Here is a 24,917-nt window from a genome sequence, read left to right as displayed (position 1 = left end):
CCTGAAGGGGAGCGCCTATGTCGCGGCCGGCCCGGCCGGCGGCGGCGGGCCGGCTGTTTTCCGACATCGACATCCCCCTGGTGCCGCGCGAGCGCCCGGACGAAGTCGAGAGTCTCCTGATGCTGCACGGCTGGGCCGGGACCCACCACGACGCCTACGACCAGCGCTACTACCGCGAATGGATGCACGAACTGCCGCCCTTGCAGCACATGCGCCGTGCCAGCGTGATCGACGTACATCATGCGATCCTGCCGCAGACGGCGGCGCAACGCCCCGATCCGGCGCGGCTGCGCGGCGGCGCGGCCCATCGCCGGAAGTGACGGCCTGTATGTGCTGGCCCCTGCGACATGGTGCTGCACAGCGCCACCCACCTGTTCTTCGAAGGCGAATACCACCATGGCCTGCGCGACCTGTTCGACCTGCACCGCCTGCTGTGCCACTTCGGTGCGCAGGAAGCGGGCTTCTGGGCGGCGCTACCGGCGCGTGCGCACGAACTCGAGCTGGCGCGGCCGCTGTTCTATATGCGCTGCGCTACTGCGCGCGCCTGCTCGGCACCCCGGTGCCGGCGCAGGCCTTCGCGGCGCTGGCAGCGGCAGGTCCGGCCTGGCCCCTTGCGCGCGCTAATGGATGCGCTGTTCGCGCGTGCGCTGCGTCCGTTTCATCCGAGCTGTGCCGGCGTGCTCGATCCGCTCGCCCATGGCCTGTTATATATACGCGGTAACTGGCTGCGCATGCCGCCATGGATGCTGTCGCGCCACCTGTTTCATAAAGCATTCCTGGCGCCGCGCGCCGAGCCGGTGCGCTAGCGCAAGCGGCTGCCTGTGTCCGCAATGCGGGCCTGCAAAGCGGCTCCGTGAAGCGGGCGCTGTCTATTCAGTAATGCACGGGCCAGGCCCGTGCCGAACCGACGAGGTGACGAATGGAAGCAGAACGGGAAGCAGAGCGGGAAGCACCAGCCAGGCCGCAGGACCAAACAGCGGCGGCACCGGCCGCAGTCCCGGCCGAAGCAGCAGCCGACCAGGGTTTGGTGCGCCTGCACGACCTGCAGCAGTTTCTTTCCAGCGGCAGCCTCGAAGACAATCTTGACGGCCAGGCGACCCAGACCGCCCGCATGCTCGGTGCCGACAGCTGCTCGATCATGCTGCTCAGTAGTGGCAGCGGCGAGGCACCGCGCCTGCGCGTCCATGCGCGTGCCAACCTCGCGCAGGGAAAGGATGCGCCGGAAGCGGTTCCGGATGCGGTGTTCGCATCGAGCATCGGCCGCGGCGAGGGCATTTGCGGCCAGGTGCTCGCCAGCGGGCGCGCGCTGCTGGTGGAAGACATCGGCAGTTCCCCCTACGCCCTGCTGGCGCGGCGGCCGCTGGCACCGGGGCGCAGCCTGATGTCGGGACCGATTCCGATCGATGGCCGTATCGTCGGCGTCGTGAATGTGTCCGGCATGTCCTTCCGCCAGGCCGACCTGCTGCTGCTGGAGGTGATCTGCCAGTTCATCGGCAAGACCATCCAGGTATCCCAGTTGCAGCGCCTGCTCGACTCGCGTTTCGCCCAGCTGGCCCTGGCGCGTGAAGCCGAGGCCGAGGGTGCGGCGCGCACCGTGTACCGGAATCCCGAAGAGGCGGCCCGGATCCTGGCGCGCTCGTTCTACCGCGAACTCACCCGTGCCGGCTTCGACGTGCCGCAAATCGTACGCGCAGCGAGCGAGTTAATCGGGCAATTGAATAACAAATTGCACCAAGAAAAGTAAATGGGCGTGCCACCCGGAAATAACTTGCATTAAGAAAATTTGAAATTCCAATTATCGTTTCAATTGAGAAATGTTATGTCGAAAGTTTTTACATTGTTGTTGATATTGCTCTAAATGCTTATGCTAAGTGGTTGATTTTAAAGAGTCCTGATGAGCTGGCACGGCGCTTGCTATATGTTGAGTGTGTTTGCCCAACCGATCAACTTAATCGAGGATTGAAAATTATGAAATTTCTGAAGAAAATGGCTTGCGCCGCTGCTGTTGCAATGTCTTTCGCTGGTGCCGCTAACGCAGAAGTCGTGCTGAACGATTGGGTCTTCAACCCGAACGGCGGCGGCTTCGAAAATGGCCAGGAAATCGGCGAATACCTGGACATCAACGGCCAGTCGTTCATTCAGCTGACCCCGACCGGCGGCAACAGCTTCTCGTTCGTCGAGCACGCTGTGTTCAACATCGTCCAGGCTGACAGCAACGGTAAACTGTTCCCAGTGAACTTCCCAGGCGGCAACATCACCGCAACCTTCGAAGGCTTCGGTACCGGCACCCTGGGCAGCGGCTCGACCAACGGTTCGTTCTCGTTCACCGGCGGCACCATCCGCATGTACCAGAACCCAACCAACAACCAGTACGGCGGCACCGAGGGCTTCTACGGCGCGAACCTGGGCAACCTGATCGCTTCGTTCGACGTGCTGGCTGGCGGCGGCGGCCAGGTCGATGCAAGCGGCAGCCCAATCGCCAACGGTCAAGTGAGCGTGTTCGCCAAGGCTGACGCCGGCGACCTGGCTCCAGGCTACTTCTTCCGCGGCAACGGCGACGACCTGTCGATGGAATCGATCATGTCGTTCGCGTTCACCAACGCTAACCCAGTGAACAACCCGAACAGCAGCGGCACCGAAAACCTGGTCGCTGAAGTTGCTTGCCAATACGCTGGCTTCACCGGCGCCGGCTGCAACGGCTCGGCTTACGCCAACGCTCCTGGCCAGTACTTCTTCGTCTCGAACAACGGTCAGTTCAAACTGGCTGAAGTTCCAGAACCAGGCTCGCTGGCCCTGTTCGGCATCGCCATGCTGGGCGCTGGCGTCGTCAGCCGCAAGCGCGCAAAGAAGGCCTAAGTCTTCTGACTGCATGACTGCATGAGAAAGAGCGGGCTTGCCCGCTCTTTTTCTTTTGTCCTTTCATTGTCGCAAGCGCCGATGGCGCCAGGCAGCGGGGACAATGAAAAGCGGCGGTGCCCATCGGGTCACCGCCGCTTTTTTGATGTGCGCGCCTGGTCGCCCGTGCTACCTGCTCAGCGTTTCATCAGCTCCGCCAGCGGGCGCCGTACCGAGCGCGCGTCGGGCGCGGGACCGTAGCCCAGGCGTCCCATGTACACCGGGTGCAGCGCGTCGTTGAAGATCAGCGCTTCGGTCTGTTTCTGCAAGGCTTTCGCCGCGCCCTCCAGCTTGGGGCGAGCCGTAAACCGGGTGCCTTCGCGCGCGTATTTCGAGAAAATCAGCGGCGTCATTTCCGGCTGCATGTAGAGGCCGAGGGTGGTCATGGTCAGCCAGAAGCGCTGCAGCGCGCGGCCGGCCGCGACGTAGTCGTCGATCGACTTCGGTGCCTGCTTTGCCTTGAGCACGAAGTGGGCGGCGCAGGCCATGCCGGGCGCCAGGTCCATCTGCAGGCGCGGCGCCCAGGTGCCCATCAGGGTGTTGACGGTATTCATGCGGCGCCAGCTGACCATCGCCCATTTCATCAGGTGCAGGGTCATGGCGTCGACCCCGAGCGCGCCGGCCGGTACCTTGTCCGGGCTGTGCTTGCGGTTTTCCCAGTCGATGATGCTGCGGTGGGTCTCGAAAGCCTCCGGCATCGTCAGGCGCAGCTTGGCGTTGTTGAACATCAGGCGCGCGGCTTGCCACTTCTGGTCGCGGCTTTCCAGCCAGGTGAGGGCGTAGCCGGGTGCGACGGTGGCTTCGAGCAGGCGCTTGTGTTCGGCCGTGAGCGGCGTGGTGCGCATCGGCCGGCGCTGCACGGTGCGCTGCGTGATCGCGTCGATCAGCGGGCTGCGCCCGACGGACGGGTCGGTCACCAGCCGCACGTCGAAGATCGGATGGGTGTCGCGTCCCTCCGGCCGGCGCGTGACATCGGCGCGCAGGCCGTGGCCGCTGGCGGCAACCGCGATCGTCTCGAGCAGGGTACCGAAGGCGATCTGGCTCGGATGGCCGTCGAGGTCGTAGACGCAATGGTCGCGCGTGTCATAGGCATGCACGACGATGTGCTCGGGCGCGGCGATTTCGAAGCGCCAGGTCTGCATGTTGTCGCCGCTGGGCGCCCAGCGCGCCAGCTCGAGGATCTGTTCGGCGATGTTCGGTCCGCTCATCATGCTGCTCCCGGTTGTGTGCCTGCCTGTGCCCGTGCCGCGGCCAGGTCCTTGGCCAGTTGCTTCTTGCCGATCCTGATCATCAGGCGGTGCAGGGGATTCCTGTTGCCGCCCGGCCGCCAGGTGCGTACCAGTTTGTTACGGTAGGCGTCGAACTGGATGCCCCAGGGCGCGGCCAGCACGCGGCCGCGGCCCAGCAGGATTTTCAGCGCTTCGGTGCCCATCACGCCGGCGCACAACTGGCAAGCCATGATGGTCGACGGGCCGCGCCGCTCGGCAAAATTGACCGCTTCCGGTACCACCAGATACGGGCGGTGCAGCCCGGCCGGCGCCAGGCCGACGACAAAATGCACGGCCTTGTCCGTTTCCGGCAGATCGCCCCACTGGAAATATTCCTCGAACGTCATCTGCCCTGGCAGGAAGTTGAGCAGGGCTGCGCCCATGCCCAGCGGCGCCACGGTGCTGGCCGGGATGCCGAGCCGCGCGCACAGGGCGAAGGTCTTCTGGCGGATGTCGAAGGCGAAGAAGTCGAGCGCGTCGACGTACATGTCGGCGCCCTTCAGGAAGCTTTCCAGGTTGCCGTCGTTGATGCCCTCGGCAAACACCTCGACCTCGCACTCGGGGTTGATGTCGAGCAGCATGCGGCGGATGACCTCGACCTTCGGCTGGTCCAGGGTCGACACCATGGCGCCGACCTGGCGGTTGAAGTTGGGAACGTCGAAGGTATCGAAGTCGGCGATCCGGAATTTCGTGATGCCCAGGCGTGCCAGCGTGAGCGCGTGCACGCCGCCGACACCGCCGCCGCCGGCAATGGCGACCCGCTTGTTTCGCAACAGCGCCTGCTCGTCTCGGGTTACCCAGCCAATATTGCGAGAAAAAGCCTGCTCGTAGCGAAAAGGAGTGGTCATTTGATCAAAAGCGGGGAAGCCGTGAAAAAGGAGGGCCGCCGGCACGCCAGGCGCCGGCGTCGGGCGGATTTATGCGACTTGCTGTTCGTCGATGCGGCGCAGGCGGTTGATGATACCTTGCTCTTCGCGCGGGGAGAAAAAATACGGATAAAACGAACGTTCGGCCATCCCTTCGCTGAAGGTGCCTCCGAGTTTTTGAATCTGCTCGGTGACATACGACAGCTCGATACGCAGCAGATAGGCCGGCGCATTCACGCGCGGATTGTCTTTCAAATCGCCTTCGCGCTTGAATCCGAGCATATGCTCGTAGAAGCGGCGATGGCGGGGATTGACTTCGATGACGATATCGGTGCAATCGTGGATATCGCGCGCGTAAATTACGGCCAGGTGAAACAGGTTGGCCAGCGAGGTTTTCGAGCGGACCGTGGGGTCGAACGCCAGCTTGGTGAATTCACACAGCTTGGCACCGCGCGCACGGTGCGCGTCGAGTTCTTCCTTGAAGATCTGGTCAGCCATCAGGCCGATGGGGGAATCGATACCGAGCGTCAGGGTGCCTACCACGTCGCCCTTGTCGGTGGCGGTCAGGGTAATGCGATTGGGATCGTCGCTGAACTGATGCGAGCCGGCATAGCCGCGCCAGGCATACATTTTATTGACCAGCATGCTGGCCGAATTACGTCCTTTCGCCGTATCGGTAAGCCGGATTCCATATGAATCTTGGTTCACGATAACATCCTCTAATTCTGAGCTCGCTATATTATCGCGATCTTCCGAAACATGAGCGTTCGATAGGAATTCGTCGGAACGGTCTTCACGTCCCTGCACGTCGTCGGGATTCGTCATCGCAGAACACCTCGGTTTAGCGGCACCGCCGCTGCACTGGTGGCACCTTGTGACGCTATGCCGCGCTTTTGCCCGGGACAGGAAAAGCGCGGTCCGGATTCATCCTAGTTTGTCAAATAGTAGACCGTTACAGGGTTTTTAGCAACGAACGGGCTTCCTCCAACTGGGGGAATGGACGGTTCTGGGCGAGCAGGGTTTCAAGCTCCTTGCGCGCCCCCTTCTTGTCGCCCGATTTATGCAAACCAAGCGCCACGTGATAGCGGATTTCCGGGGACGCCGATGCACCGGCCAATGCTTTTTGCAGCAGCGGCAAACCACGCTCCGTATTCCCCTGTTCGACCAGCATCCAGCCCAGTGTATCGAGGACGGCCGCATTCGTCGGCGCGACCTTGTAGGCCTGCTCGGCGGTGGCCAGCGCGCGTGGATCCTTCAACTGCTGGTAGGCCCAGGCCAGGTTGTTGAGCGCCGCACCATTGTTCGGGTTGCGCTTGACCATCTCCTCGAGCACGCTCGCGGCCGGCTTGTATTCCTTGGCCGCCAGGTAAGACTCGGCCAGGTACATATGGACCGGGACGTCGTCCGGATTGGCCTTGGCAAACTGCAGTACGCGCGCCTCCGCTTCCTTGTTCTTGCCCATCTGGCGCAGCAGTTCGGCGCTGCGGATCAGGATCGTGCCCGATTTGGTCACGCCCAGGGCCTTGTCGTAGGCGGCCAATGCCAGCTCGGGCTTCTTCTGTGCGCGATACAGGTCGGCCTCGAGCAGGAAGCCGATGGGCGACTTCGGATTCTGCTGCTGCACCTCGCGCGTCATTGCCAGCGCCTCGTCGGTGCGGCCGCGGCGCGTGGCCACGCCGATCTGGGCCACGCGTGCCTGCACCAGTCCGGCTGCAGTGCGACGGCGCGCTTGAGCGCTTCGGCGGCGGCGGCATCGTTCTTCAGCTTCTCATGGGCCTCGGCCAGGCGCATCTGCGCCAGTGCCGACTTCGGCACCACGTTGACCAGCTTGCTGTAGGTATCGAGGGCGCCCAGGCCGTCGTCGGTGGCCAGCTGGGCCTTGCCGAGCAGGTCGAGCAGTTCGGCATTGCCCGGGTTCGATGCCTGGAATTTGCGCGCCAGCGTCAGCGCCTTCTTTTCCTGCTTGGTGGCCAGGTAATGGCTACCGAGCTTCAGCACCGGCGGGATCGCGTCCGGGTTCTCGGCCTGGGCCTTCTCGAGCCAGGTCGTGGCGTCGTTGGGACGGTTGTCCAGCGCAGCCAGTTCGGCCAGCGCCGACATCGCGCCGAAGTTCTTCTTGTCCTTCTCGAGCAGGCTTTCGAAACGCTTGCGCGCCGCTTCCGGCTTCTTCTCCATCATGTCCAGCTTGGCCAGGTTGGCGGTCGCCGGGAAGAATATCGGTTTCACCTGCAGTGCCTTTTCGAATGCGGCACGCGCGGCCGGCACATCGCCCTTGCTCAGCAGGACGGTGGCCTTCAGGTTGTAGGTCTGCGGGTCTTCCGGCTTGATTTTTTCCAGCTTGCCGACCGCGGCCAGGGCCTTGTCGTAGTGCTTCAGGCCGAGTTCGGCCTGGACCAGCGCCGTGAGGGCGCGGTCCGATTTCGGATCGAGTTCGGTCGCGCGCTCGAGTTCGCCGATGGCCTTGGCGGTGTCGCCCTGGTTCAGGCGCGACAGGCCGAGCGAGGTGCGCACCACGGCCGCCTCCGGCGCCAGCTGGGCAGCCTTTTCGAAATAGGTGGTGGCCTTGTTGTAGTCGTGCGCCTGCATGTAGGACTCGCCGGCCAGCGCCAGCAGCTGCGGATCCTTGCTGTCGTTCAGGGCCGGCGCCAGCGTGGCGACGGCGTCGTTCGGCTGCGAACCCTTGAGCAGCGCCTGGGCCAGCAGCTTGCGTGCGTGCAGGTTGCCCGGATCGGCTTCCAGGTATTTGCGCAGGTGCGACTGGGCCTGCTGGGCCGAGTCCAGGTTCAGCTCGATGGCACCGGCCAGCAGGATGCTCGGCAGGTGCTCCGGCGCGACCTTCAGGACTTTTTGCACGGATTCGCGCGCGGCCGCGTTCTTGCCCTGCGTGTAGTCGAGGAGGGCCTGGGCATAGGTCACGAGCAGGCCGTTCGGCGCGATCTTGCGCGCGGCCTCGATCTCGGTCGTGGCCAGGTCGTACTTGCCTTGGTTGATGCGGATATACGCCTTTTCCAGGTTGGCGTTCTGGTCATACGGACGCAGTGCCAGCGCCTTGTCGAACGAAGCCAGGGCCTCGTCCGGCTTGTTCATGCCGCGCAGCATGCCGCCACGGAACATCCAGGCGTCCGCATTCTTCGGGTCTTTTTCCACCGCCTCGGCGGTGTAGCGCTCGGCGGCGGTCACGTCGCGCTTGAGCAGCGCGTGGCGCGCCAGGCCGGTGAAGGCGGCGCCGCTGTTCGGCTGCAGCGCCAGCGCCGCCTCGTAGGCCGCCTTGGCGCCGTCGAGATCGTTGGTGGCGAGCATGGCATCGCCGCGCAGCGCCGTCAGGGGCGCCGATTTCGCCGCCATCTCTGGTTTGATTTCAGCAAGGATTTCCTTGAACTTGCCCTGTCCCTGCATGGCCTGCGCCAGCAGCGGCAGCGTGCGCTCGGCAGGAATGCCGAGGCTGGCCGCCTTGCGCAGCTCCTTGTCGGCCGAGACGCTGTCGCCGGTTTCCAGATACAGCGTGCCCAGCGCCATGCGCGCCTCGCCATCCTGCGGGCTCTTCGCCACGGCGTTCTTCAGCTGGATCAGTGCGGCCTTGCGGTCGCCCTTCTGTTGGTATTGCTTGGCCTCGGCCAGCAGGCTGGCGGTCGACTGGTCGCGGTTGCAGCCGGCCAAGCCGGACAGCAGCAGGGCGCCGGACACCACGGCGGTGGTGAGTTTCATCTTGGAGGTAATACGGGACATGGGTTCCTCAGGTTTTACGCAGTGCAGACGCCGTCCGGTAGCCGGTCGACGAGTTTCCTCACTAACAATAATACCTCATGGAATGGGTTGGTTCTCACACAATCGCGCACTGTTGCAGGCGTGCTATTTCTTTACGGAATGACAACGCTGGAGCAGGCCACGACGCCCCGTAGGGCCCGCCCGGCCAGGCCGCATGGGGATCCAGCGGCTGTTAAAGCGGCCTGAGCAAAAGAGCTGCGATGGAGGATAGACCCGTTTCGGCCAGCGGGCAAGCGATACGGCGCGCGCCCTCATACCGTGCGGCAACCTGCAGGTGCTCACCCGTGGAGCCTGCCTGGCGCCGCCCTGGCCAGGCGTGATGGTGAACGTTGAAACTACTCGTCCTTACCCTTGCGCAAGCGGCTCAGCAAGGCTTCGACGTTGTCGCCGACCGGCAAGCCGTGGCGGCGCAGCAGCTGCACGTGCAGCACCAGGTTTTCCAGCACCAGCTTGGCCGAGACGGCCAGCAGGGTCATCAAGCGGTCCTCGGTGCTGAAGTTTTCCATCGAAGCGGCCATCTCGCACAGGTGGCTGGCGACCAGCTGGCGCATATCCTCCTCGGCAAAGGGCAGGTCGGCGAAATCGATCGGGTCTTCCTGTTCGACTTCGTGCATCAGTGCGGCAAGGTGTTCCGGCTTGATCGGCATGCAGGGCTCCATGATGGGTCGGATCCATTGTAGGCCAGGCGCGGGAGAGGACGGCGCGCTGCCGTGCGGCGCGACGGAACAAAAAAAGGGAGCGGCAAGCCGCTCCCAAACGTACAGCTCTGCAGCTTACAAATCAAAAGCGGTACAACAGCGAGGCTTCCACTGCGCGGCCGAAGATCGGACGGGCGTTGATCGGGCCGCTGCTCTGGGCGCCGGTCAGGCGCGAATTGCCTTCGGTGAGGCCCAGTTCGTTGGTGAGGTTGGTGGCCGACAGGCGCAGTTCCCACTTGTCGCCGAACGTGGCCAGGGCGCCGATGTCGACGGTCTGGTAGGAGGGCAGGTAGGACAGGTTGGCCTGGTCGGCCCAGCGGTCGCCAACATGGGTGTAGGTGCCGTACAGCTTGACGGCGTTCTCGCCGAACGGAATGCGGTAGCTCGGCGTGAAGCGGAACTGCAGGTTCGGCTGGCGCTGGACTTCGTTGCCGCTGATGGCCGGATTGTCGCGGTACGTCGATTTCTGGTAGTCGCCGGTCAGGGTCAGCTGCAGGTTCTTGACCGGACGCAGCGCCAGTTCGAACTCGACACCGTGGCCGCGCGAGCCGCTCACCGAATTGAGCACGGCATCGGTCGTGATCTGCTGGAACGAGATGCCGGTAAAGTCGGTATAGAAGGCGTTGATGTAGGCGCTGTAGAGCGAATTGGCGGTCTTGAAGCCGACTTCGTATTGCGTGACCTTCGGATTCGGCACGCCGTTGCGGTCGTTCAGCGCGGCCTGGGTGCCGGCGTTGCGCATGTCGTCGAAGTAGATGAAAGTGTGGCCGGTATTGGCGCGCACGAACACACTGGCATCCTTGGTCAGCTTATACAGGCCGCCGACCGTGAAGGAATTGACGCTGTCGTCGCGCTCCAGCCGGGTGTAGTTGCCGGTCGCCATCGAGGTGCCGTTGTTGTAGACGGTCAGCGGATTGTTGTCGGTGTCGCCGGACGTCAGGTTCGAGACCGATCCTTCCAGGCTCTGGCGTTCGCGGCGCAGGCCGGCGTCCACGCGCAGGCGGTCGCTGATCTTCCACTCGTCGGCCAGGAACAGGGCCAGGTTGTTGCCTTTATAGTGAGCAACCGGCGCGTAGAACACATTGCCCTCCTTGCCGCCGCGCGACACGATCGTCCCGTTGCTCAGGCTGACGTCGATGAGGCGTGCGTTTGGTGTCGCCGTCATCAGGTGGCTATTGCCCAGGTACCACTCATCGTCCGACTTGTAGTTGGCGTAGTAGCCGCCGGCGGTGACGGTATGGCCCGGGAACAGTTCGCGGCTGACGCGCAGTTCGTTCGTGAACGAGCTCAGCTTCTTTTCCACCGACCACAGGCCGGCCTGCACGATTTGCTGGTTCGGATCGACCGCTGCGCCACCGTTGACATAGGTCATGCTGCCGGAAGTGGCAGGTGCGCCCGGGTTATGGGTGGCGTTGGCGGCAGCCAGGTAGGCGCCAGCGCTGAGCGGGTTGTTACCGGTGAACATCGAAATCGTGTTCAGGTCGCCGCTGAAATAATTTGCCTTGTTCGACACGTCCCAGCCGGCGATCCGCTGTTCGTAGTTGGCGCCCCAGACGGCCGCCTTCATGCCACGGCCCTCGGCCAGGTCGCGCTCGAGCGTCTTGCCCGGCGCGGCGTCGATCGTGAAGTGGCGCATTTCGTTGCTCATCAGGGTGCCGGTGAGCGGATCGAAGCCCGGGAAGGCGCTGATGGAACGGCCTTCGTTGCTGGAAATGAGCGGCACGCCGGTATAGAAGGCGTTCTTGTCGTCGGTGGCGCGCACGTAGAAGGTCAACTCTCCGCCCTCGAGCTTGCGGGTGAGGGTACCGGTCAGCTGGCCGCCGTCGTCGGCGGCAAACTGCGGATCACGCACACCCTGCGTCTTGCGATAAAAGCCGCCGAAGCTGCCGTACCAGCCGTCGGCGATCTTGCCGCCCACGAACAGGTCGCCGCGACGCAGCCGCCCGGTGCCGGTGGTCAGGCGAATGCTGCGCTCGGCAACGTCGTCGCCTTTTTTCAGGATGAAGTTCATCGTCGCGCCCGGCTGGCCGACGGAATAGATCGTGCTCGGGCCGCCGCGCAGCACTTCGACGCGCTCGATGGTGTCGTCCAGGCGGAAGGCCGAGGTGCCTTCGAAGAAGGACAGCACCGGCACCGGGTAAATCGGATTGCCGTTCAGCTGGACGGAGACGAAGGGCGAATCGCTGCCCGAAGGGAAGCCGCGCACCTCGACATTGGCACCCGACTGGCCGCCGGTCGCCTCGGCGTAGACGCCCGGCACCAGCTTGAGGACATCGGCGGTGCTGCTCGGCGAAGCCGATTTCAGCTGCTCTTCATTGGCGGTGGTGATCGAAAAGGCGGTGTCGATCTTGCGCGTGCCGCTGGCCGATGCCGTGCCGGTGACGACCACTTGCTGGATTTCCCTGGTCACGGCAGCGCTTGGCGCGTCCTGTGCGGCCGTTTGATCAGTGGTCTGGGCCCGGGCCTGGCCGACGAGGGCCAGCACGGCCAGGGCGGTGGCGGACAGCATGAACTGCTTGGATTGGGTCATGTGATTGCTCTCTTTTTTATGGTTCAAAATCCGTCTCCTGGACATCCGGGCCGAGCGATCGGCCGTTGAACGCGCTATTGTCACAGTGGTGTGGCGTGGCATTGGCGGGCCCCGTCGGCTGCAGGACTCCTGACAATATGTGTCATTGAATCAAGGAGTGACATCGATGTCAATAAAATTGTTATCGATGTCATTTAGGCTTCCATCACGGATTAAATCTGTCATAATTTGCCGCAGAGCTGTTTTTCTCACTGAGCACGCATGGCGACCAACAAGACAAGCGCGACGACCGCGGCACGCAAGAGCGAAGCCGGCACCACGATGGAAGACCTGGCCGCCCTGGCGGGCGTGTCCACGATCACGGTGTCGCGCGCGCTGCGCAACAGCCCGCTCGTCACCGACAAGACCCGTGAGAAGGTGCGCCGCATTGCCGAAGAGCAGGGCTACCGCCTGAATATCAGTGCGCGCAACCTGCGCATGGGCCGCAGCAATTCGGTAGCGGTGGTGGTGGAGATGACGCCCGTGAAGGGGCGGCCGATGTCGGATCCGTATCCGCTGGCGCTACTGGGCGGCATCACCGAGGAACTGACGACGGCCGGCTACACGGTCGTGCTGACCTCGCGCCAACTGCTCGACAGTGCACCCGTGCGCGGTGCCGACGGCATGATCCTGCTCGGCCAGGGTTCGCATGGCGAGGCCGTCAAAGTCCTGCAAAAGGCCGGCTTGCCGCTGGTGGTGTGGGGCGCGCCGGAGGCGAGCGACTCGTACGTGGTGGTCGGCAGCGACAACCACGCCGGTGGCGCCAGTGCCGCCCGCGCGCTTTCGCGAGCAGCGCCGCCGCAAGCTGGTGTTCCTGGGCGACGTCGACCACGCCGAAGTGCAGGCGCGCTGCGCCGGCTTCATCGAGGCCATGCAGGGCCACGGCACCGTCCATATCATCCGTCCCAAGGCCTTCACGTTCGAAGCCGGATTCGACAGCATGGTGAGCCTGCTGAAGAAGAAGGGCAGCGGCGCCGTCGACGGCGTGTTCGCCGCCAGCGATTTGCTGGCCATGGGCGCAATCCGCGCCCTGGCCGAACACGGTTTGCGGGTTCCGGACGAAGTGTCGGTCATCGGCTACGACGATACCCCCGGCGCCGCCAGTTTCGTCCCGCCGCTTACCAGCGTGCACCAGGACCTGCGCGACGGCGGTGTGCTGTTGGGCCGCAAGATGCTGGCGCTGCTCAACGAGGAGCCGGTTGCCTCCGAAGTACTGCCGACGAGGCTGATCGTGCGCCAGACCTGATTTCACCCTGATTCAACCCGAGACAGCAACCGGCAGGCGTGCGCCGCCCGCCGCTGGCCTGGCTCGCCCAAAAATTCGACGACGACATCGCTTAAGGACACGCCGTGCAGACAGCAGACCGCCCGACCTCACCTCTTCCAACCGATCCCTGGTGCATCCGCGAGAGCGCGTTCGACACCGCTTCCCATTTCCTGCGCGAGACCCTGTTCGCGCTCGGGAACGGCTACATCGGGCTGCGCGGCACCGGCGAAGAAGGCTATACCGGCCCGGCCGGCACGTCGCTCGACGGCACCTACCTGAACGGTTTCTACGAGTCAGAGCCGATCGTCTATCCGGAGTCGGCCCATGCGCTGGCCAAGGTCAACCAGTTCATGCTCAACGTCCCGAATGCCAAGGGCGTCGAGATCACGATCGACGGCGAGCGTTTCGACCCGCTGGCCGGCACCCTCGGACGCTACGAACGCGTGCTGGACCTGCGCAGCGGCGTGCTGGTGCGCGCGCTCGAGTGGACGGCGCCCAACGGCAAGCGCATCGCGCTGCGCAGCCGCCGGGTGGTCTCGTTCGCCAATAAACACCTGTTCGCGATCGAGGTCGAGATCACGCCGCTGAATTTTTCGGGATCGATCGGCCTGAAGTCCTTCATCGACGGCGCGGTGAAGAACCAGGAAGCGGGCGACGATCCGCGCGTCGGCTCGGCGGTATCGGGACCGGCCCTGCGCACGCTGTCGGTCGAGCAGGATGGTTCCTTCTCGGCCCTGGTGCAGCGCACCCACAACAGCGGCTTCATGCTGGTGAGCGCGATTGCAACGCAGGTGGACGATGCGCCCGGCAGCGCCTGGCGCGACGGCGAGCGCGCCGGCCAGGTGTTCGCCCCCGCGGCCGCCGAAGGCCAGCCCCTGCGCCTGACCAAGTACGGCAGCTACCACTCGTCGCGCGATTATCCGGAAGGCGAACTGCTGGCGCGCGCGCGCCAGACCCTGGCCCAGGCCCAGGCCGCCGGTTTCGAGGCCTTGTGCGCCGCGCAGGCGGCCTATCTTGCCGACTTCTGGGCGGGCGCCGACGTCGAGATCGCGGGCGACGACGCCCTGCAGCAGGGCATCCGCTTCAACGAATACCACCTGCTCCAATCGGTGGGCCGCGACGGCCGTACCAACATCGCCGCGAAAGGCGTCACCGGAGAAGGCTACGAGGGCCACTATTTCTGGGACACCGAGATCTATATCTTCCCCTTCTTCCTGTACTCGAAGCCGGAGATCGCGCGCAAGCTGCTGGAATACCGCTACGCCGGGCTGGAACAGGCGCGCGAGCGGGCGCGCCAGATGTCGCACGCGCGCGGCGCGCTCTACCCGTGGCGCACGATCGCCGGGAGCGAATGCTCGGCCTATTTCCCGGCCGGGACCGCGCAATACCACATCAACGCCGACATCGCTTATTCCATCAAGTCCTATTTCGAGGCCACCGGCGACATCGACTACATGGCGCAGGCCGGCCTGGAAATCGTGCTGGAGACGGCGCGCATCTGGCTCGGCATCGGCGTCTACGACCGCGCCGGACGCTTCTGCATCAACGAGGTGACCGGGCCGGACGAATACACGGCGCTGGTCAACAACAACTACTACACCAATGCGATGGCGCGCATGCACCTGCGCTTTGCCGCCGACATGGCCGGCCAGCTCGCCGCGGCGCGCCCGGCCGACTTTGCGCGCATCGCCGCCGCCACGGGCGTGACGGACGAGGAAACCGCCGAATGGCGCCGCGCCGCCGACTGCATGCACCTGCCGTACGACGGCAAGCTGGGCATCCACGAGCAGGACGACAGCTTCCTGTCGAAAAAGCCCTGGGATTTCGCCAGCACCCCGCGCGAAAACTATCCGCTGCTGCTGAACTACCACCCGCTGGTGATCTACCGCCACCAGGTGTGCAAGCAGGCCGACGTGGTGCTGGCGCTGCTGCTGCTGTCGAACGAGTTCACGCTGGAGGACAAACGGCGCGACTTCGACTACTACGAGGCCGTCACCACCCACGACTCCTCGCTGTCGTCCTGCATTTTCAGCATCATTGCCTCGGAAGTCGGCTACCACGACAAGGCCTACGATTACTTCATGGAGACGGCGCGCCTGGACCTTGACGACACCCACGGCAATACCCATTACGGCGTCCACACGGCGGCGATGGCCGGCACCTGGATGGGCGTGGCCTACGGCTTTGCCGGCATGCGCGTGGCCGACGGCGCGCTGCGCTTCGCGCCGGCGCTTCCCCGCAAGTGGCAGCACTACCAGTTCAAGGTCCAGCTGCGCGGCGCCCAGCTGCAGGTGCGCGTGACCGGCGCGGCGGCGCAGTACACGCTGCTGGCCGGCGACGCGCTGGTCTTTACCCACCTCGGCCAGGAGGTGTCGCTTACCCGCGCGGCGCCGTCGGCCCGCATTTCGATGGAGGCACAGGCATGAGCCGATTCAAAGCGGTCATTTTCGATCTCGACGGCGTTATCACCGACACCGCCCATTACCACTACCTGGCCTGGAAGGCACTGGCCGAATCCGAAGGCGTGCATTTCGATCACGCGTTCAACGAAAATTTGAAAGGCGTGGACCGCATGGGGTCCCTGAACCTGATCCTGGCCGGTTCGCCAAAGACCTACTCCATGGAACAGAAGCTGGCGCTGGCCGAGCGCAAGAACCGCCAGTACGTGGACCTGATCGCGACCATGGGCCCGGCCGACCTGCTGCCGGGGGCCCTCGATGCGCTGGCGGCGGTACGCGCGGCGGGCCTGAAAATCGGCCTCGCCTCGGTCAGCAAGAACGCCTTTACGGTACTTGACCGCCTCGGTATCCGCGACCGTTTCGATGTCGTGGTCGACGCGGCCCTGATCGCCAACAGCAAGCCGCATCCGGAGATCTTCCTGAATGCGGCGGCGGCGCTCGGCGTGGCGCCCGAAGACTGCCTCGGCGTGGAGGATGCGGTGGCGGGCGTGGCTTCGATCAAGTCGGCGGGTATGTTCGCCGTCGGCGTAGGCAGCCCGGACGTGCTGACCCAGGCCGACCGCGTGATCCCGAGCCTGACTGAATTCCGCCTCGCAGACTACTGACACGCCCACTATCATAAAAAACGGGAGACAGCGTGAAAAACCAGCGCATTCTATTGGCCTTGTTCCTGATCTACTTCGTCTTCGCCATCCTGCTCAACAGCGTAGGCACGGTGATCCTGCAGGTGATCAACAACTACGACGTCAGCAAATCCGGCGCCAGCATCCTGGAAGCTTTCAAGGACCTGCCGATCGCCGTGGTGTCCTTCCTGGTCGCGTCCTTCCTGCCGCGGCTGGGCTACAAGAACGCGATGCTGGTCGCGCTGGCGATCGTCAGCGCCGCCTGTGTTGCCATGCCGCTGCTGCCCAGCTTTGCGACGACCAAGCTGCTGTTCCTCTGCGTCGGCATCGCTTTCGCCCTGGTGAAGGTGTCGGTGTATTCGACCCTTGGCCTGATCGCGACCGACCGCCGCCACCATGCCAGCATCATGAATACGCTGGAAGGCGTGTTCATGGTGGGCGTGCTGAGCGCCTACTGGGTGTTCGCCTGGTTCATCGATTCCGCGAACCCGAAATCGCCCAGCTGGCTGGGGGTGTACTGGGTGCTGGGCGGGCTGTGCGCGCTCACCTTCGTGCTGCTGGCAAGTACGCCCTTCGACGAGCGCGACGCCCGGCTGCCGGCCGGGCGCAGCCGCTGGGAGGATTTCTGCGCCATGTTCAAGCTGTTCGCAAAGCCGCTGGTCTGCGTGTTCGTGCTGACCGCCTTCCTTTACGTGCTGATCGAGCAAAGCGTCGGCACCTGGCTGCCGACCTTCAACAACGAGATCCTGAAACTGCCGGCGGCGATGAGCGTGCAGGTGGCCAGCATCTTTGCCGCCTGCCTCGCGCTGGGGCGCCTGTCCGCGGGCGTGGTAATGCGCAAGGTGCACTGGTACACGGTCATGAACGGCTGCGTGATCGGCATGGCGGCCATGGTGCTGCTGGCGCTGCCGCTCACGCGCGACCTGGCCGTTGGCGCCGACGTGAGCTGGTCGACGGCACCGCTGGCGACCTTCCTGTTCCCGCTGATCGGCCTGTTCATGGCACCGATCTACCCGGGCATCAATTCGGTCATGCTCAGTTCCCTGCCAAAGAACCAGCATTCCTGCATGACGGGCCTGCTGGTGATCTTCTCGGCGCTGGGCGGCACCACCGGTTCCTTCATCACCGGCTATGTGTTCGGCAATTTCAGCGGGCACTTCGCCTTCTACCTGACGCTGGTGCCGATCTCGCTGGTGCTGGTGACGCTGTTCTTTTTCCGGCGCCAGGTGGAGCGGACGGGGGAGGCCGTAGGGCAGGTGGCGTGATGACCCGCGCGGCATAAAAAAACGGGCACCCAAGGGCGCCCGTCTTGCTGCGAAAGACTGCGTCGCTTACATGTTGCGGCGGTACTGCCCACCCACCTCGAACAGGGCCGTGGTGATCTGGCCCAGCGAGCAGACGCGCACGGCGTCCATCAGCTTCTCGAACACGTTCTGGTTGTCGATCGCCGCCTGCTGCAGTGCCGCCAGTGCTGCCGGCGCCGCGTCTGCGTTGCGGGCGTGGAAAGCTTCCAGGCGCGTCAATTGCGACTGCTTTTCGTCGTCGGTCGAACGCGCCAGTTCGATCGTGGCCGGGGCGCCCAGTCCCTTCGGATTGCGGAAGGTGTTGACGCCGATGATCGGCAGCGAGCCGTCGTGCTTCTTGTGCTCGTAGAGCATCGACTCTTCCTGGATCTTGCCGCGCTGGTAGCCGGTTTCCATGGCACCGAGCACGCCGCCGCGTTCGGCGATGCGCTCGAACTCCTGCAGCACCGCTTCTTCGACGAGGTCCGTCAGTTCGTCGATGATGAAGGCGCCCTGGTTCGGGTTCTCGTTCTTCGCCAGGCCCCACTCGCGGTTGATGATCAGCTGGATCGCCAGTGCGCGGCGGACGGATTCGTCGGTCGGCGTGGTGATGGCTTCGTCATACGCGTTGGTGTGCAGCGAATTGCAGTTGTCGTAGATCGCGATCAGCGCCTGCAGCGTGGTGCGGATGTCGTTGAAGTCGATTTCCTGGGCGTGCAGCGAGCGGCCCGAAGTCTGCACGTGGTATTTCAGCTTCTGCGAGCGGTCGTTGGCGCCGTACTTGTCGCGCATGGCGACAGCCCAGATGCGGCGCGCCACGCGGCCCAGCACCGTGTATTCCGGGTCCATGCCGTTCGAGAAGAAGAACGACAGGTTCGGTGCGAAGTCGTCGATGTGCATGCCGCGCGCGAGGTAGGCTTCGACAAAGGTAAAGCCGTTCGACAGCGTAAAGGCCAGCTGCGAGATCGGGTTCGCGCCCGCTTCGGCGATGTGGTAGCCCGAGATCGACACCGAGTAGAAATTGCGCACCTGGTGATGGACAAAGTATTCCTGGATGTCGCCCATGACCTTCAGCGAGAACTCGGTCGAGAAAATACAGGTGTTTTGCCCCTGGTCTTCCTTCAGGATGTCGGCCTGCACGGTGCCGCGGACGTTGGCCAGCACCCACTCGCGGATCTTCTGCGCTTCGTCGTCGGTCGGCTGGCGGCCGTTGTCGGCCACGAACTTGTCGATCTGCTGGTCGATGGCGGTGTTCATGAACATCGCCAGGATGGTCGGCGCCGGGCCGTTGATCGTCATCGAGACCGAAGTCGACGGACTGCACAGATCAAAACCGTCGTACAGCACCTTCATGTCGTCCAGGGTCGCGATCGATACGCCCGAGTTGCCCACTTTACCGTAGATGTCCGGGCGCAGTGCCGGATCGGCGCCGTACAGGGTCACGGAATCGAAGGCGGTGGACAGGCGTTTCGCGTCCATGCCGGTCGAGACCAGTTTGAAACGTTTATTCGTGCGGAAGGCATCGCCTTCGCCGGCGAACATGCGGGTCGGGTCTTCGCCTTCGCGTTTGAAAGCGAACACGCCGGCCGTGAACGGGAAGGAGCCCGGCACGTTTTCCAGCATCAGGAAGCGCAGGATTTCGCCGTGGTCTTCGTACTTCGGCAGCGCCACCTTGCGAATCGTGGTGCCGGACAGGGTTTTTTGCACCAGTTTGGTGCGGATTTCCTTGTCGCGGATTTTGACGACGTAATCGTCGCCGGCGTAGGCCGCCTGCATGTCGGGCCACATGGCCAGCAGTTTCTTGGCGCTGCCGTCCATCGCGTTTTCGCGTTCGGTGATCAGGTCGTCCAGGATCACTTCACGGTTGGCGGCGGCCAGCATGCGTTTCGTCTCGCTCAGTTGCTGACGCTCGCGTGCCAGTTTTACCTGTTTCGACGTGTTGCGGTGGTAGCCGCGCACGGTGTCGGCGATTTCGGCAAGGTAGCGCGCGCGGGCTGGCGGCACGATGACATTCTTGCCGCTCGAATGCTTCTGGCCAGGCGCTTCCAGGCGCGACGGCTCGACCCGCAGGCCGAGTTCGGCCAGCTTCGGCAGAAGGCCGTGGTAGAGGGCGGTGACGCCATCGTCGTTGAAGCGCGATGCCTGGGTGCCGAATACCGGCATCTGGTCCGGGCTCATGCTCCACAGTTCGCGGTTGCGCTGGTACTGCTTTGCCACGTCGCGCAGCGCGTCCTGGGCGCCCTTGCGGTCGAATTTGTTGATGGCGATGAAGTCGGCGAAATCGAGCATGTCGATTTTCTCAAGCTGCGAGGCGGCGCCGAATTCCGGCGTCATCACGTACATCGAGGCGTCGACGTGCGGCACGATGGCCGCGTCGCCCTGGCCGATGCCCGAGGTTTCCACGATCACCAGGTCGAAGCCAGCGACTTTACAAGCGGCGATCACGCTTGGCAGCGCGGCCGAGATTTCCGAGCCGGCTTCGCGGGTGGCGAGCGAGCGCATGAAGACGCGGTGCTGGCCGTTCCACGGATTGATCGCGTTCATGCGAATACGGTCGCCCAGCAGGGCGCCGCCGGATTTGCGGCGCGACGGGTCGATCGAGATCACGGCGATGTTCAGGCGGTCGCCCTGGTCGAGGCGGATGCGGCGAATGAGTTCATCTGTCAGCGAGGATTTACCGGCGCCGCCGGTGCCGGTGATGCCCAGCGTCGGCACCTTCAAGGTGTCGGCCGTTTCCAGCACCTGCGTGCGCAGGCTTTCTTCGACCTTGCCGTTTTCGAGTGCCGTGATCAGCTGGGCCAGCGGACGGTGGCGCGCGGCGATGTCGCCCGCGTTACCAAGCTGCAGGGCATCGATGCTGGTGGGAGCGTAGCCGGACAGGTCGATGTCGCAGGCTTCGATCATCGAGCGGATCATGCCGACGAGGCCCATGCGCTGGCCGTCTTCCGGGCTGAAGATGCGCGCGACACCGTAGGCATGCAGTTCCTCGATTTCGGACGGGACGATGACGCCGCCGCCGCCGCCGAAGACCTTGATGTGGGCACCGCCGCGCTGGCGCAGCAGGTCGATCATGTATTTGAAGTATTCGACGTGGCCGCCCTGGTAGCTGGAGATGGCGATGCCTTGCACGTCTTCGGCCAGCGCCGCGGTGACGACTTCGTCGACCGAGCGGTTGTGGCCGAGGTGGATGACCTCGACGCCGTTCGACTGCAGGATGCGGCGCATGATGTTGATCGAGGCGTCATGGCCGTCGAAGAGCGAAGCGGCGGTGACGAAGCGCACCTTGTTGGCCAGCTTTTGCTGCTCAGGCAGCTCGAGCTTGGCGGCGGGGGTGATGTCGTTCATGGGGTTCCTTCAGGAAGTCGGAAGCGGACAGGTTCGATTTGTACGGTATATGACGTTAACGTTAACGTCAAGTTGGGCGTAAGGTTCGTAGGGTAGGCGGCTCTGCCGCCTACGCGTTCAACAGATGTCAAAGCATTCGCGCAGTATCGAAAACCGGCTGAACGCGTAGGCGGGGAACCCGCCTACCCTACATTACGCGGCGCGTTTCTTGATGTTGCCGCTGAGCAGCTCAGCCTTGCGCAGGCGGAAGTTTTCAACCGCCTTTTCCTTCACATGGCCAAAGCCGCGGATCTGTTCCGGCAGGCTGGCCAGCTCGACGGCATCGGCATACGAGGCAGCGTTCAGCATCGGCAGCAAGCCTTCGATCATCTCACGGTATTCGACAATCAGGGCGCGCTCCATCTTGCGCTCGGCGGTGTGGCCGAACACGTCGAAGGCACCGCCGCGCAGGCCTTTCAGCTTCGCCAGCACCTTGAAGGCACCCAGCATCCAGCTGCCGAATTCCTTCTTCACCAGCTGACCCTTGGCATCCTTTTTCGCGAACAGCGGCGGCGCCAGGTTGAACTTGAATTTGACATCGCCTTCGAACTGCGATTTCACCTGATCGAGGAAGCGGCCGTCGGTGTACAGGCGTGCCACCTCGTACTCGTCCTTGTAGGCCATCAGCTTGAAGTAGTATTTGGCGACCGCCATCGACAGCTTGTTGCCCAGCCCCGCAGCGCTTTCGGCGGCGCGCACCTTCTCCACCAGCAGCGCGTACTTGCCGGCGTAGGCGAGATCCTGGTAGCTCGTGAGGAACTCGACGCGCTTCTTGATGACCGTGTCCAGGCTTTGCGGCATCTGCACCAGCACCGCCTGGGTCGGCGTCGCCGTCTTTTCGACGCGCTTGAAGTCGACTGCAGCGCGGCGGCCCCACAGGAAGCTCTTCTTGTTCGAGGCGACGGCAACGCCATTGAGTTCGATCGCGCGCATCAGCGATGCCTCGGTCAATGGAATGCGGCCCTTCTGCCAGGCGTAACCCATCAGGAAGAGGTTCGTCGCGATCGAGTCGCCCATCAGGGCGGTGGCTAATTTTGTGGCATCGACGAAATCGGCGCCACCTTCGCCACCGACCGCTTCCACGATCAGGCCGCGTACGTCCTCGGCCGGGAACTGCCAGTCGGCGTTCTGGGCAAAGGTACCGGTTGGCTGCTCGTGCAGGTTGACGATGGCCAGCGTGCGTCCCGGACGCATCTTCGAGATCGCGTCGGCCGCGCCCGTGGTCAGCATGTCGCAGCCGAGTACGAGGTCCGCTTCGCCGGTGGCGATGCGCTGGGCGCGCAGGCGCTCCGGCGTCGCCGCGATTTTCACGTGCGAGGTGACGGAACCATTCTTCTGGCTCATGCCCGTCATGTCCAGCACCGACGCGCCTTTCGCTTCCAGGTGCGCGGCCATGCCCATCAGGGCGCCGACGGTGATCACGCCGGTGCCGCCGATGCCGTTGATGAGGATGTTGTACGGATGCTCGACGCTTGGCAGCACGGGCTCCGGCAGCAGACCCCAGCCATCGTCGTCACCTTTGGAGACGCCGGTCGTGCTCTTCTTGAGGGTCCCGCCTTCGACGGTGACGAAACTCGGGCAGAAGCCCTTGGTGCAGGAATAGTCCTTGTTGCAGGACGACTGGTCGATGGTGCGCTTGCGGCCGAAGTCGGTCTCTTTCGGCAGGATCGAGACACAGTTCGACTGGATGCCGCAATCGCCGCAGCCTTCGCAGACGGCTTCATTGATGACCATGCGCTTGGGCAGGTCGGGGAATTCGCCTTTTTTCCTGCGGCGGCGCTTCTCGGCGGCGCAGGTCTGGTCATAGATGATGACGGACACGCCGGGCAGCTCGCGCAGTTCGCGCTGGATGTCGTCCATCTCCTTGCGGTCGTGCAGGGTGACGATGCCCGGCAGGGAGGAGCGGTCGGCATAGCGCGACAGGTCCTCGGTGACGAGCGCGATGCGTTTCACGCCTTCGGCCGCCATCTGCTGGGCGATCATCGGCACCGAGGTCTGGCCGTCGACCGGCTGGCCGCCCGTCATCGCGACCGCATCGTTGTAGAGAATCTTGTAGGTGATGTTCACCTTGGCCGAGACGGCGGCGCGCACGGCCAGGTAGCCCGAGTGGAAATAGGTGCCGTCGCCCAGGTTCTGGAACACGTGCGGTACTTTCGAGAACGCGGCCTGGCCGATCCATGGCGCGCCCTCTCCGCCCATGTGGGTGGTCAGCTTGTTCATCTCCGGGTAGATGGACGTTGCCATCACGTGGCAGCCGATGCCGGCCAGCGCGAAGGAGCCCTCCGGTACTTTGGTGGAGGTGTTGTGCGGGCAGCCGGAGCAGTAGAAGGCCGGGCGGAACGGGGTCGTGATCGCCTTTTGCAGCACGGCGTCTTTGGCATCGAGGAAGGCCAGGCGTGCCTTGATGAGGTCACGGGTGGTGTCGTCGGTGACCAGACGGGCGATGCGGCCGGCGATCACGCGCGCCACCTGCGCCACCGAGAAGTCGGCCTTGGGAGGCAGCAGCCAGTCGCCGCGCGGCGCGACCCATTCGCCCTTGTCGTCGAACTTGCCGATGATGTGCGGACGCACGTCGTCGCGCCAGTTGTAGAGCTGTTCTTTCAACTGGTATTCGACGACCTGCCGCTTTTCTTCGACGACCAGGATTTCTTCCAGCCCTTGCGCGAATTCGCGCACGCCTTCCGGTTCCAGCGGCCAGATCATCGCAACCTTGAACAGACGCAGGCCAACCTTGGCCGCCATGGCTTCGTCGATGCCCAGTTCTTCCAGCGCTTCCAGTACGTCCAGGTAGGATTTGCCGGAGGCGATGATGCCGAGCTTGGCGTTCGGGCTGTCGATCGTGGTGTGATTGAGCTTGTTTTCACGGGCATAGGCCAGCGCCGCGTAGATTTTATAGTCCTGCATCAGCGCTTCCTGCGTGCGCGCCTGCTGGCCCAGCGGCATCGACGACAGGCGCGTGTTCAGGCCGCCTTCGGGCATCGCGAAATCCTGGGGCAGTTTCACCTGCACGCGGTGCGGGTTGGCGTCGACCGAGGCGCTCGATTCGACCGTGTCGGCCAGCGCTTTAAAAGCGACGGCGCAGCCGGAGAAGCGCGACATCGCCCAGCCGTGTACGCCCAGGTCCAGGTATTCCTGCACGTTGCAGGGGTAGAGCACCGGGATCATGCAAGCCGAGAAGATGTGGTCCGACTGGTGCGGCAGGGTCGACGAGTAGGCGCCGTGGTCGTCGCCGGCCACCAGCAGCACGCCGCCGTTCTTGCTCGTCCCCGCGTGGTTCATGTGCTTAAAAACGTCGCCGCAGCGGTCCACGCCCGGGCCCTTGCCATACCACATGGCGAATACGCCGTCGTATTTGGTCGGGCCGATCAGGTCGACGGTTTGCGTGCCCCAGACGGCGGTGGCGGCCAGGTCTTCGTTCACGCCCGGCACGAACTGCACGTGGTTCGCTTCCAGGTGTTTTTTTGCCTTCCACAGGGTTTCGTCCAGGCCGCCCAGCGGCGAGCCGCGGTAACCGGAGACGAAGCCCGCCGTATCCAGGCCGGCGGCGGCGTCGCGCTCGCGCTGCATCATCGGCAGGCGCACGAGGGCCTGGATACCCGACAGGAAGATGTTGCCGGTCTTGGCAAGGTACTTGTCGTCGAGGGTGACGGTGGTGAGGCGGGAAGGCAGATCCTGCGCGGCGGATTGCGGCGCGACGGTATCGGGCATGAAAGTCTCCAGGCTGGTATTGGGTGGTTCCGGCCAGCCGAGCTGCCGGGTAGGCAGCTGTCGTGGTCGGGAGTGGCCGGCGGTGGCCGGCGCCTTGTTATGCGGATGAACCCTGCGGTTCATCGGTCCGCG

Annotated in this window: 15 protein-coding genes and 2 pseudogenes; 8 read left to right on the top strand and 9 right to left on the bottom strand. The window is 64.0% G+C overall.

Annotated features, from left to right (window positions below; genetic code table 11):
• Positions 1 to 17 precede the first annotated feature (17 nt).
• The 3 genes and pseudogenes from G4G28_RS24030 (at position 18) to pepA (ending at position 2,856) form a co-directional block, all read left to right on the top strand.
• Positions 18 to 806 (top strand): annotated as a pseudogene (locus G4G28_RS24030) (nucleotidyltransferase family protein).
• Positions 807 to 919: 113 nt separating this feature from the next.
• On the top strand, positions 920 to 1,744 hold the full coding sequence (locus tag G4G28_RS24025) for a GAF domain-containing protein (RefSeq protein WP_182990253.1): 825 nt from the start codon (positions 920 to 922) through the stop codon (positions 1,742 to 1,744).
• A 224-nt stretch (positions 1,745 to 1,968) separates the two neighbouring features.
• Positions 1,969 to 2,856, top strand: a complete 888-nt coding sequence (pepA, locus tag G4G28_RS24020) for a flocculation-associated PEP-CTERM protein PepA (RefSeq protein ID WP_308602571.1) — start codon at positions 1,969 to 1,971, stop codon at positions 2,854 to 2,856.
• Between the two features lie 176 nt (positions 2,857 to 3,032).
• Here pepA and G4G28_RS24015 read toward each other — a convergent pair whose 3' ends face one another.
• From G4G28_RS24015 to G4G28_RS23990, 7 genes are all read right to left on the bottom strand, one after another.
• The gene (locus tag G4G28_RS24015) at positions 3,033 to 4,103 is read right to left on the bottom strand and encodes a molybdopterin biosynthesis protein MoeY (RefSeq protein ID WP_229425312.1); all 1,071 of its coding nucleotides are present in this window, start codon (positions 4,101 to 4,103) and stop codon (positions 3,033 to 3,035) included.
• Positions 4,103 to 5,011 (bottom strand): ThiF family adenylyltransferase, encoded by a 909-nt coding sequence (locus G4G28_RS24010; protein ID WP_182990250.1) that lies wholly within the window; start codon positions 5,009 to 5,011, stop codon positions 4,103 to 4,105. The genes G4G28_RS24015 and G4G28_RS24010 overlap by 1 nt, the downstream gene beginning before the upstream one ends.
• Positions 5,012 to 5,080: 69 nt before the next feature.
• A complete protein-coding gene (locus tag G4G28_RS24005) occupies positions 5,081 to 5,854 on the bottom strand; it encodes an N-acetyltransferase (RefSeq protein ID WP_229425311.1) in 774 nt (257 codons plus the stop codon).
• Positions 5,855 to 5,981: 127 nt separating this feature from the next.
• Complete coding sequence (locus tag G4G28_RS27210) at positions 5,982 to 6,719, bottom strand: tetratricopeptide repeat protein (RefSeq protein ID WP_229425310.1); 738 nt, start codon at positions 6,717 to 6,719, stop codon at positions 5,982 to 5,984.
• Entirely contained in the window at positions 6,662 to 8,755 is a 2,094-nt protein-coding gene (gene prsT / locus G4G28_RS24000) for an XrtA/PEP-CTERM system TPR-repeat protein PrsT (RefSeq protein WP_229425309.1), read from the bottom strand. The genes G4G28_RS27210 and prsT overlap by 58 nt, the downstream gene beginning before the upstream one ends.
• Before the next feature lie 374 nt (positions 8,756 to 9,129).
• Positions 9,130 to 9,441, bottom strand: a complete 312-nt coding sequence (locus tag G4G28_RS23995) for a hypothetical protein (RefSeq protein ID WP_182990249.1) — start codon at positions 9,439 to 9,441, stop codon at positions 9,130 to 9,132.
• A gap of 133 nt (positions 9,442 to 9,574) precedes the next feature.
• Positions 9,575 to 12,022, bottom strand: coding sequence for a TonB-dependent siderophore receptor (locus tag G4G28_RS23990; protein ID WP_182990248.1), 2,448 nt, complete (start codon positions 12,020 to 12,022; stop codon positions 9,575 to 9,577).
• A gap of 261 nt (positions 12,023 to 12,283) precedes the next feature.
• On the opposite strand from G4G28_RS23990, the pseudogene G4G28_RS28730 reads away from it, so the two are divergent.
• The 5 genes and pseudogenes from G4G28_RS28730 to G4G28_RS23970 all read left to right on the top strand — a co-directional run.
• Positions 12,284 to 12,412 (top strand): annotated as a pseudogene (locus tag G4G28_RS28730) (LacI family DNA-binding transcriptional regulator); the annotation flags it as partial.
• Positions 12,413 to 12,818: 406 nt separating this feature from the next.
• Positions 12,819 to 13,307 carry a substrate-binding domain-containing protein gene (locus G4G28_RS27200; RefSeq protein ID WP_229507797.1) on the top strand — a complete coding sequence of 163 codons (489 nt, stop codon included), beginning with the start codon at positions 12,819 to 12,821 and terminating at the stop codon, positions 13,305 to 13,307.
• Between the two features lie 104 nt (positions 13,308 to 13,411).
• Positions 13,412 to 15,754, top strand: coding sequence for a glycoside hydrolase family 65 protein (locus tag G4G28_RS23980; protein ID WP_182990246.1), 2,343 nt, complete (start codon positions 13,412 to 13,414; stop codon positions 15,752 to 15,754).
• Positions 15,751 to 16,392: a beta-phosphoglucomutase gene (pgmB, locus tag G4G28_RS23975; protein WP_183107893.1), complete on the top strand. Its 642-nt coding sequence runs from the start codon at positions 15,751 to 15,753 to the stop codon at positions 16,390 to 16,392. Before G4G28_RS23980 ends, pgmB begins: the two co-directional genes overlap by 4 nt.
• 32 nt (positions 16,393 to 16,424) lie before the next feature.
• Positions 16,425 to 17,675 (top strand): sugar MFS transporter, encoded by a 1,251-nt coding sequence (locus tag G4G28_RS23970; protein ID WP_182990245.1) that lies wholly within the window; start codon positions 16,425 to 16,427, stop codon positions 17,673 to 17,675.
• Positions 17,676 to 17,741: 66 nt separating this feature from the next.
• On the opposite strand, the gene icmF is transcribed toward G4G28_RS23970, so the two are convergent.
• The gene (icmF, locus tag G4G28_RS23965) at positions 17,742 to 21,038 is read right to left on the bottom strand and encodes a fused isobutyryl-CoA mutase/GTPase IcmF (protein ID WP_182990244.1); all 3,297 of its coding nucleotides are present in this window, start codon (positions 21,036 to 21,038) and stop codon (positions 17,742 to 17,744) included.
• 192 nt (positions 21,039 to 21,230) lie between these two features.
• Positions 21,231 to 24,785, bottom strand: a complete 3,555-nt coding sequence (locus G4G28_RS23960; protein ID WP_182990243.1) for an indolepyruvate ferredoxin oxidoreductase family protein — start codon at positions 24,783 to 24,785, stop codon at positions 21,231 to 21,233.
• Between the last annotated feature and the right edge of the window lie 132 nt (positions 24,786 to 24,917).

Source organism: Massilia sp. Dwa41.01b (assembly GCF_014171775.1).
In the GTDB taxonomy this organism is placed as follows: domain Bacteria; phylum Pseudomonadota; class Gammaproteobacteria; order Burkholderiales; family Burkholderiaceae_D; genus Telluria.
This window is presented reverse-complemented; position numbering and strand designations above follow the sequence as displayed.